This is a genomic window from Falsiroseomonas sp. (assembly GCF_041690465.1).
GTDB lineage: Bacteria > Pseudomonadota > Alphaproteobacteria > Acetobacterales > Acetobacteraceae > Falsiroseomonas.
This window is the reverse complement of sequence record NZ_JAWLHG010000028.1, coordinates 68381-75039: the sequence shown is the minus strand read 5'-3', so window position 1 is coordinate 75039 and position 6659 is coordinate 68381. Positions and strand designations below refer to the sequence as shown.

6 protein-coding genes and 1 pseudogene are annotated in these 6659 nt (G+C 70.1%); 1 reads left to right on the top strand and 6 read right to left on the bottom strand.

Translation table 11 applies throughout. The annotated features are described in order from the left end of the window. Positions 1-258: 258 nt before the first annotated feature. Positions 259-651 (bottom strand): annotated as a pseudogene (locus tag ACESM1_RS21820) (helix-turn-helix domain-containing protein); the annotation flags it as partial. A gap of 296 nt (positions 652-947) precedes the next feature. On the opposite strand from ACESM1_RS21820, the gene ACESM1_RS21815 reads away from it, so the two are divergent. After that, positions 948-1589, top strand: coding sequence for a transposase (locus ACESM1_RS21815; RefSeq protein WP_372623322.1), 642 nt, complete (start codon positions 948-950; stop codon positions 1587-1589). Here ACESM1_RS21815 and ACESM1_RS21810 read toward each other — a convergent pair. The 5 genes from ACESM1_RS21810 to ACESM1_RS21790 are packed head-to-tail and all read right to left on the bottom strand — an operon-like array spanning position 1575 to position 6628. After that, positions 1575-2555 (bottom strand): Bug family tripartite tricarboxylate transporter substrate binding protein, encoded by a 981-nt coding sequence (locus ACESM1_RS21810; RefSeq protein ID WP_372623321.1) that lies wholly within the window; start codon positions 2553-2555, stop codon positions 1575-1577. The genes ACESM1_RS21815 and ACESM1_RS21810 overlap by 15 nt on opposite strands. 11 nt (positions 2556-2566) lie before the next feature. Then, a complete protein-coding gene (locus ACESM1_RS21805) occupies positions 2567-3325 on the bottom strand; it encodes an SDR family NAD(P)-dependent oxidoreductase (protein ID WP_372623320.1) in 759 nt (252 codons plus the stop codon). 12 nt (positions 3326-3337) lie between these two features. After that, the gene (locus ACESM1_RS21800) at positions 3338-4093 is read right to left on the bottom strand and encodes an SDR family NAD(P)-dependent oxidoreductase (RefSeq protein ID WP_372623319.1); all 756 of its coding nucleotides are present in this window, start codon (positions 4091-4093) and stop codon (positions 3338-3340) included. Between the two features lie 14 nt (positions 4094-4107). Then, a complete protein-coding gene (locus ACESM1_RS21795; RefSeq protein ID WP_372623318.1) occupies positions 4108-5082 on the bottom strand; it encodes a Bug family tripartite tricarboxylate transporter substrate binding protein in 975 nt (324 codons plus the stop codon). Positions 5083-5125: 43 nt separating this feature from the next. After that, complete coding sequence (locus ACESM1_RS21790) at positions 5126-6628, bottom strand: M81 family metallopeptidase (RefSeq protein ID WP_372623317.1); 1503 nt, start codon at positions 6626-6628, stop codon at positions 5126-5128. Positions 6629-6659 lie beyond the last annotated feature (31 nt).

The following is a 6659-nucleotide window of genomic DNA, read 5'->3' as shown; positions in this document are numbered from 1 at the left end:
CGCCTCCGGAAAGCTCCGGCGCCGTTTCACGCCTTCCGACATCGTCACCTCCAGGCTCTTCAGCCTATCCGAGGTGTCCACTCAAACGGGGTAGGCCCAAGCCCGTCCAGCAGGCCGCCCTCCTGCAGGGCCGCCGCGGCATCCGTGCCAGCGAGCAGCTGGTCCAGCACATCATCCGGGATGTGCGACGCCTTCCTTCGAGCCATGGGGGATCTCTCTCCTTTCCCTCATGACCGGCAACACACGAAATCCTTGACAGTCCCCCAGCACGACGGCGAACCGCTCGGCGATGACGCGCGTGAGGTCGGCCCGCCGCCAGCGCACCACGGCGTGCGTCGCCAGGTCGGGGCCGCGGCGGACCCACTCGGCCAGTTCCGCTTCCTGCTTCGCTGACAGCCGCCGCTTCGGCCCGGTCTCGCCAACCCTGTCGCGCAGGCCCGCCAGCCCCTCAGCGTTGTAGCGATGCACCCAGTCACGGAGCGTCTGCCGGTCCATCCCGGCCGCGCGCGCCGCCTCCGTGCGCGTGAGCCCCTCCAGCACGAGGGCCAGCGCCAGCATCCGTCGCGACGCCGCCGCATCCCGCTTGCGCCCCGCCGCCCGACGCAGGCCAGCCGCGCCCAGCTCCGTCCGGGTGATCGCCACCGCCGCCACCATCGCCGCCTCCGCTCAACAGGACGCGCAGCGAATCACCCAGTCCGCCAAATCAGAAATCACCTAGTCGCCCGTGAATAACTCCGAAAGCCGCGGAGTCGCTCGACGTTCTGGCGGAGGCAAGTATCGGCGATTGCAGGGTCGCTGTCCGGAGCGGGCGAAAACCTTGCAAAACCGCGGCCCTGTTGGACGCGTCCGGGTGGCGTGATTCGCTCGGCGCGTTGCCGCGCAGGAGCACGCCAGTGCCGCCGAGATCGCCGCCGCCCGAGCAGCCCGAACTCTTCCGCTCCGCGCTGGTGAACCTCGTCGACCGCCGTCATGCCCTGGTGCGACTGGCCGGCCTGATCGACTGGCAGCGCTTCGCCACCGCCTTCGGCCCGCTCTATCGCGAGGGCATCGGCCGGCCCGGGCTGCCGACACGGCTGATGGTCGGGCTGCACCTGATCAAGCACATGGACGGCCTCTCCGACGACGCCGTCTGCGCGCGCTTCCTCGACAGCCCCTATGTCCAGCTCTTCTGCGGCGAGACCCACTTCCAGCACGCCCTGCCGCTCGATCGTTCCTCGAGCCGCTGGCGCAAGCGGATCGGCGCCGAGCGGCTCGAGCTGCTGCTCGCCGAGACGCTGGCCGCCGCAGAGCGCGCCGGCGCCGCCGAGCCGAAGCACTTCGAGCGGGTGACCATCGACACCACCGTCCAGCCCAAGGCGGTGGCGCATCCGAAGACCTGCAGGCAGGCAGCGTATCAGAACTGCGACGGAATCGGCGCCGGCGCGATATGCGTTGCGCTGTTCGACAGCAGAGCCAAGCGCAATATGCGATCCACCAAAGTCAGTCACCACGGTCCCGGCACTCACCGGACGCGCCCGCAAGCTATAGTGCCGGGCAGGGCGCCCGAGGGCTGTCATCAACGATCGAGAGTTCAGCTATCCTGGGACTGACCCTGTTCGACGCATTACCGCGCCCCATTTGTCATGTTCCTCGCGGAGGATCCGGGCCTGATCCGCGGCAGAGCCGCCCACAATGACATAGCCGCGCCTTTCGAGTTCACTCTCGATCGCGGGCTCCCGCACAGCGGCGGCGGCGGCGGCGCTGAGACGCTCAACGATGCGCGGCGGCGTCCCGGCGGGAGCGTACAACCCCCAATGAGCTGACACGACGACGTTGGGCAGTCCCGATTCGCGGAATGTCGGAAGGTCGGGCGCGATCGGGACCCGCTCCGCCCCGCTGGTCGCAATGGCGCGCACCGATCCTGCCTCGACCAGTCCGCTCACCGCGGCGAGCGCTGAAAATGTTATGTCGAGATGGCCACCGACGAGATCGGTCATTGCCTGCCCGGCGCCGGAATAGGGAGCATGCAGCAGGGAGATGCCGGCTTCCTCCTGAAACAGCAATGCCGCCAGATGCGCCGTGCCGCCGATGCTTCCGGTCGCATAGCTGAGACGTCCCGGCTGCGCCTTCGCAAGGGCGATGACGTCCTGCAGCGAGCGCGCAGGTAGGGACGCTCGCACCACCAGCGTAGTCGGCGCCGAGACGAGTGTGCTGATCGGAACAAGGTCGCGGAAGATGTCGAATGGCAGTCGGGGCTGAAGCGTAGGCAGAACGGCGAGCGTGGTGTCCACCGCAAGAAGCGTGTAGCCGTCGGGCTGCGCCTTCGCGACCGCCTCGGTGCCGACCACGGTGCTCGCGCTGGGGCGGTTCTCCACCACGAAGGGCTGGCCCAGCTGCTCCGCGACGCGCGGCATGATGATGCGCGCCATGATGTCGGTGTTTCCGCCGGCGGAGAACGGCACGATCACCCGCACCGGACGGCTCGGATACTCCTGAGCCCGCGCGATGGTGGGCAGGAAAGACGCGCCTGCCACTCCGAGCAGGGCATTTCGGCGTGAAATCCCGTTCGCTCTCATGGAACTCCTCCCTAGTTATGGCCGCCATCTACGGGGATGACGACGCCAGTGACGAAGCTCGAAAGATCTGATGCCAGGAACGCAACGACCTTCGCGATATCCTCTGACGTGCCGAGACGGCGCAGCCCGATCCGCCCGAGCATCGCCTTCTGCCCGGCCTCGCCGTAGCTGGCCCATTGCCGGTCGCGCGCCGGGTTGGTTCGGACCAGTCCCGGCGCGACCCCGTTCACGGTGATGCCGTGCTCGCCGAGGTCGGCCGCGAGCTGGCGAGTCAGACCGTTCACCGCATGCTTTGCCGCGGTATAGGCCTGGATGCCATGCAGCGAAGCGTTCGATCCTGCACGCGAGCTGACCATGATGATCCGCCCGGCTCCGGCCCGCTTCATGCCCGGCACGACGGCGCGGCACAGCGCGAAGACCGCATCGAGGTTGATGGCCATGATGCTGTCCCACTCCGCGTCGCTCACGGTCTCGATGGCGTGCGGCACCTGGCCGAGCGAGCCGCCGGCGTTGTTCACCAGCACGTCGACCGGCCGGCCCGTCGCACGCTCCACATTGGCGATCCAGGCGGCCGCCGCTGCGCGGTCGGTCAGATCCGTGACGTGCGTGTTGACGTTCGGCTGGACGCCGATCGCAGCCAGGCCCTCAACGCTTCGGTCGGTGGCATGCACATCGGCGCCGAGGTCGGCGAAGAGCCGTACGATGGCGCCGCCGATACCACCAGCGGCGCCCGTCACGGCAACCGACTTCCCCTGCAGGTCGAGATCCATTTCGGCACCGCCCTAGTTGATGTTGGCTCCACCATCGATGTCGATGATCTCGCCCGTCATGAACAGCGGCTCGGCGGTGGCAAGGAAGGCCACCACGACCGCGATGTCCTCCGGCGTGCCGACGCGCCCGAGCGGGATCTGCCGCGGCAGGCGCTCCATGTGGGGCGCGAAGCTCGCCGCCGTGCGTTCCGTCAGGATCGGGCCGGGACAGACGGCATTGACCGAGATCTTCGGCGCCAGCTCGCGCGCCAGCCCGCGCGTCAGCCCGAGCACACCCGCCTTCGTCGCGCTGTAGGCGAAGCGGCTCGCCGCGTGTTCCGAGGGGCCGGAATTCGCCGAGACGGAGGAGATGTTGATGATGCGCCCGGCGCCGCCTTCGAGCATCGCGGGCGCCACCGCCTGGCACCAGTTGAAGGTGCCCTTCAGGTTGACCGCGACGCCGAGGTCCCACTCGGCCTCGGTGATCTCGAGGATGCGCTTGGGCTGCAGCACGGCGGCGTTGTTCACCAGCACGTCGATCCGCCCCCAGCGCGCCGCGATGGCCGCCGCATGGCGATGCGCAGCCGCATAGTCGGACACGTCGGCCACGATCGCCCAGCTTTCCATGCCGCGCGACGCGACCTCCTCCGCGGTGCGCCGGAGCGGATCCTCGAGCATGTCGACCAGGGCCAGGGCGAAGCCCTTCTCGGCGAGCGCCAGCGCGATGGCGCGGCCGATGCCCCGCGCCGCCCCGGTGACGATCGCAACCTTGCGTCCCGCGTCGCTCATGCCGGCCTCCCCGCTCAATTCGTGACCTGCAGGTTGAGCGGCTCGATCACGCGCCGCCACGCCGCGATGTCGGTCCGCATCAGCTCCGCCAGCGCCTCCGGCGAGCCGGGCTCGGGCGTCTGGAGCTGGCGCGCTGCCATGGCCTGGAAGCTCGGCTGCCGCACGGCGTACACCACAGCCTCGTTCAGCCGCGCGACGACCGGCGCCGGCGTGCCGGCCGGCGCGAAGACGGCGAGCCAGGACTGCACCACGAGGTCGGGATAGCCGGCTTCGACGAAGGTGGGCACATCGGGCAGCTGCGACAGGCGGCGGTCGCTGGTGACGGCGAGCAGACGCACGCGCTGGTCGGCGAGGAAGGGCAGGAAGTTGGCGGTGGCCTCGAAGGTCATGGCGAGACGGCCGGAGATCACGTCCAGCACCGTCTGCTGGAAACCGCGATAGGCCACCGAGACCATCCGCGTGCCGGTCGCGGCCATCAGCCGCTCGCCGATCAGATGGCCGATGCCGCCGGTGCCGGTGTGGCCGAAGCCGTGCTTGTCGGGCTCGGCGCGCAGCTTGCCGACCATCGCCTCGACGCTGCTGGCGAACGGCGGATGCACGCCGAGGCCATAGGCCTGCTTCAGCACCAGGCTCACCGGCGCGAAGGCCTCCGGCCGGATGCCGATCTGCTGCGTCACCAGTGGCGGCACGACCAGGCTGGAGGCACCGCCGAAGTAGAGCGTGTAGCCGTCCGGCGCCGAGCCCGCGACGTAGTTGGCGCCGATCGCGGTGTTGCCGCCGGTGCGGTTCTCAACGATCACCGTCTGCTTCAGGTTCTCCGCCATGTGGCGGACGATCTCGCGCGCCACCACGTCGGTGCCGCCGCCGGCGCTGTAGGGCACGACGACGCGCACCGTGCGGTCCGGGAAAGACTGGGCGCGCGCCGGCAAGGCCGGAATGGCCAGGGCGGCGCCGAGCGCCGCGCGCCGCGACAGACGGATACTGCTCATCGGTCTCTCCTTCGCTCGTTGTGTGCGGTGTTCTCCTGGCACGTCAGGCCGCCGCGCCGCGGTGATCGGGGCCGAGCGGCCGCAGCCGCACCCCCGGTCTGAGCCGCCGGTAGGGATAGGCGCTGGGATCTGCGAGGTAGATTCCGGGCGCCAGCACGATGATCACCTTCTCGGCGATCGGCTCGAACTCCGCGCGGAAATGGCAGGTGCTCTTCAGGCCGAGGATCCGCTGCCGCGCCGGCTCGATGCCTAGGTGCTGGAAGGGCGCCTGGTCGAAGGCCTGCATGCGCTTGCTGGTCACCACCACGCGCACGCCGCCGAGGCGCAGCAGCGCCATCGGCCCGATATCGGCGTCGCGCCCACCGACCACCTGGCCGGTGGTCCGGAAGCGGCCGCTGCCGAGCCGCTCGACGACGTATTCCGCCTCCAGCGGCGTCACGCCCTCCGGGCCGGCATGGCCGCCGAGGGCGATGCGGACCCTGGCGCCTTCGCCGGCCGCATGCGCCGCGGCCGCGGCCGCCGGGTCGCAGAGCAGCCCGAGCACCGCGTCCTCGACGCCGGCCGCGACAAGCGCCTTGAGCAGTCCCGTTGTGTCCGCCGTACCGCCGCAGCCCGAATTGTCCTGTGTATCCGCGATCACCACCGGCCGCGTCGCATGCGCGGCGATGCGTTGTGCCTCCGCGACGCCGGCTTCCGGCGAGACCATGGGCACGGCGAAGTTGGGCTCCTGCAGCGCCACCTCGCGCGTCATCCGGTCGGCCGCACGATCGACCTCGCCCTGGTCCCAGCCATGCGCGATCACCGCCGGCCCGCACCAGAACAGGTCGGAGGGCGGAAAGCCGGCGAGATAGGCGAGGCTGGCCAGATCGCCCTCGGCGACCATCGAGCCGGCGACGATGCTGCGGGAGGGCTCCACCAGCGTGCACTGGTCATTCAGAGGCAGCAGGAAGGGAAGCTTGCGCAGCGCGCGCTCGGTCGGGCGACCGCGGCGGAGAACCATGCGCAGCGCCGCCGCGGCCCGCCGCCCCGTCTCCGCACGGTCCACATGCGGATAGGTGAGATAGGCGACCATGGCGTCGCTATGCTCGACCATCGCAGGCGTCACATTGGCGTGGTAGTCGAGGCTGATGACGATGGGCACCGCGGGCCCGACCACGGCGCGCACGCGCCGCAGCAGCTCGCCCTCGCCGTCCTCGAAGGGCTCGCTCACCATCGCCCCGTGCAGGTCGAGGAAGACCGCGTCCACGTCTCCCGCCTCGGAGAGCCGCCCGACGAGCTCGCCGGCGATGCGTTCATAGGCATCCGCCGTCACCAGCCCGCCGGCACCGCCGCTGGTCCACAGCAGGGGCAGCAGGCTGTGCTCGTCCTGCGTCTCCGCCATGAAGCCGGCCATGGCGAAGGACGAGCCGCCCAGCCGCCGGAGCACCTCCTCGCCGCGGACCAGCGGCGGGCGGTCGCGCTGGATGTTGAAGTATGCGTAGTCGGTCTTCGGCTCGGCGAAGCAGTTCGTCTCGTGATGGAAGCCGCCGACGGCGATGCGGGCCATGGCTCAATTCACCGGGCAGGCCGGCGCGCGT

Bases quoted from the DNA above. Each gene is read 5' to 3' on its own strand.
- ACESM1_RS21790 (WP_372623317.1), bottom strand. From the start codon at position 6,628: ATGGCCCGCATCGCCGTCGGCGGCTTCCATCACGAGACGAACTGCTTC.
- ACESM1_RS21795 (WP_372623318.1), bottom strand. From the start codon at position 5,082: ATGAGCAGTATCCGTCTGTCGCGGCGCGCGGCGCTCGGCGCCGCCCTG.
- ACESM1_RS21805 (WP_372623320.1), bottom strand. From the start codon at position 3,325: ATGGATCTCGACCTGCAGGGGAAGTCGGTTGCCGTGACGGGCGCCGCT.
- ACESM1_RS21800 (WP_372623319.1), bottom strand. From the start codon at position 4,093: ATGAGCGACGCGGGACGCAAGGTTGCGATCGTCACCGGGGCGGCGCGG.
- ACESM1_RS21810 (WP_372623321.1), bottom strand. From the start codon at position 2,555: ATGAGAGCGAACGGGATTTCACGCCGAAATGCCCTGCTCGGAGTGGCA.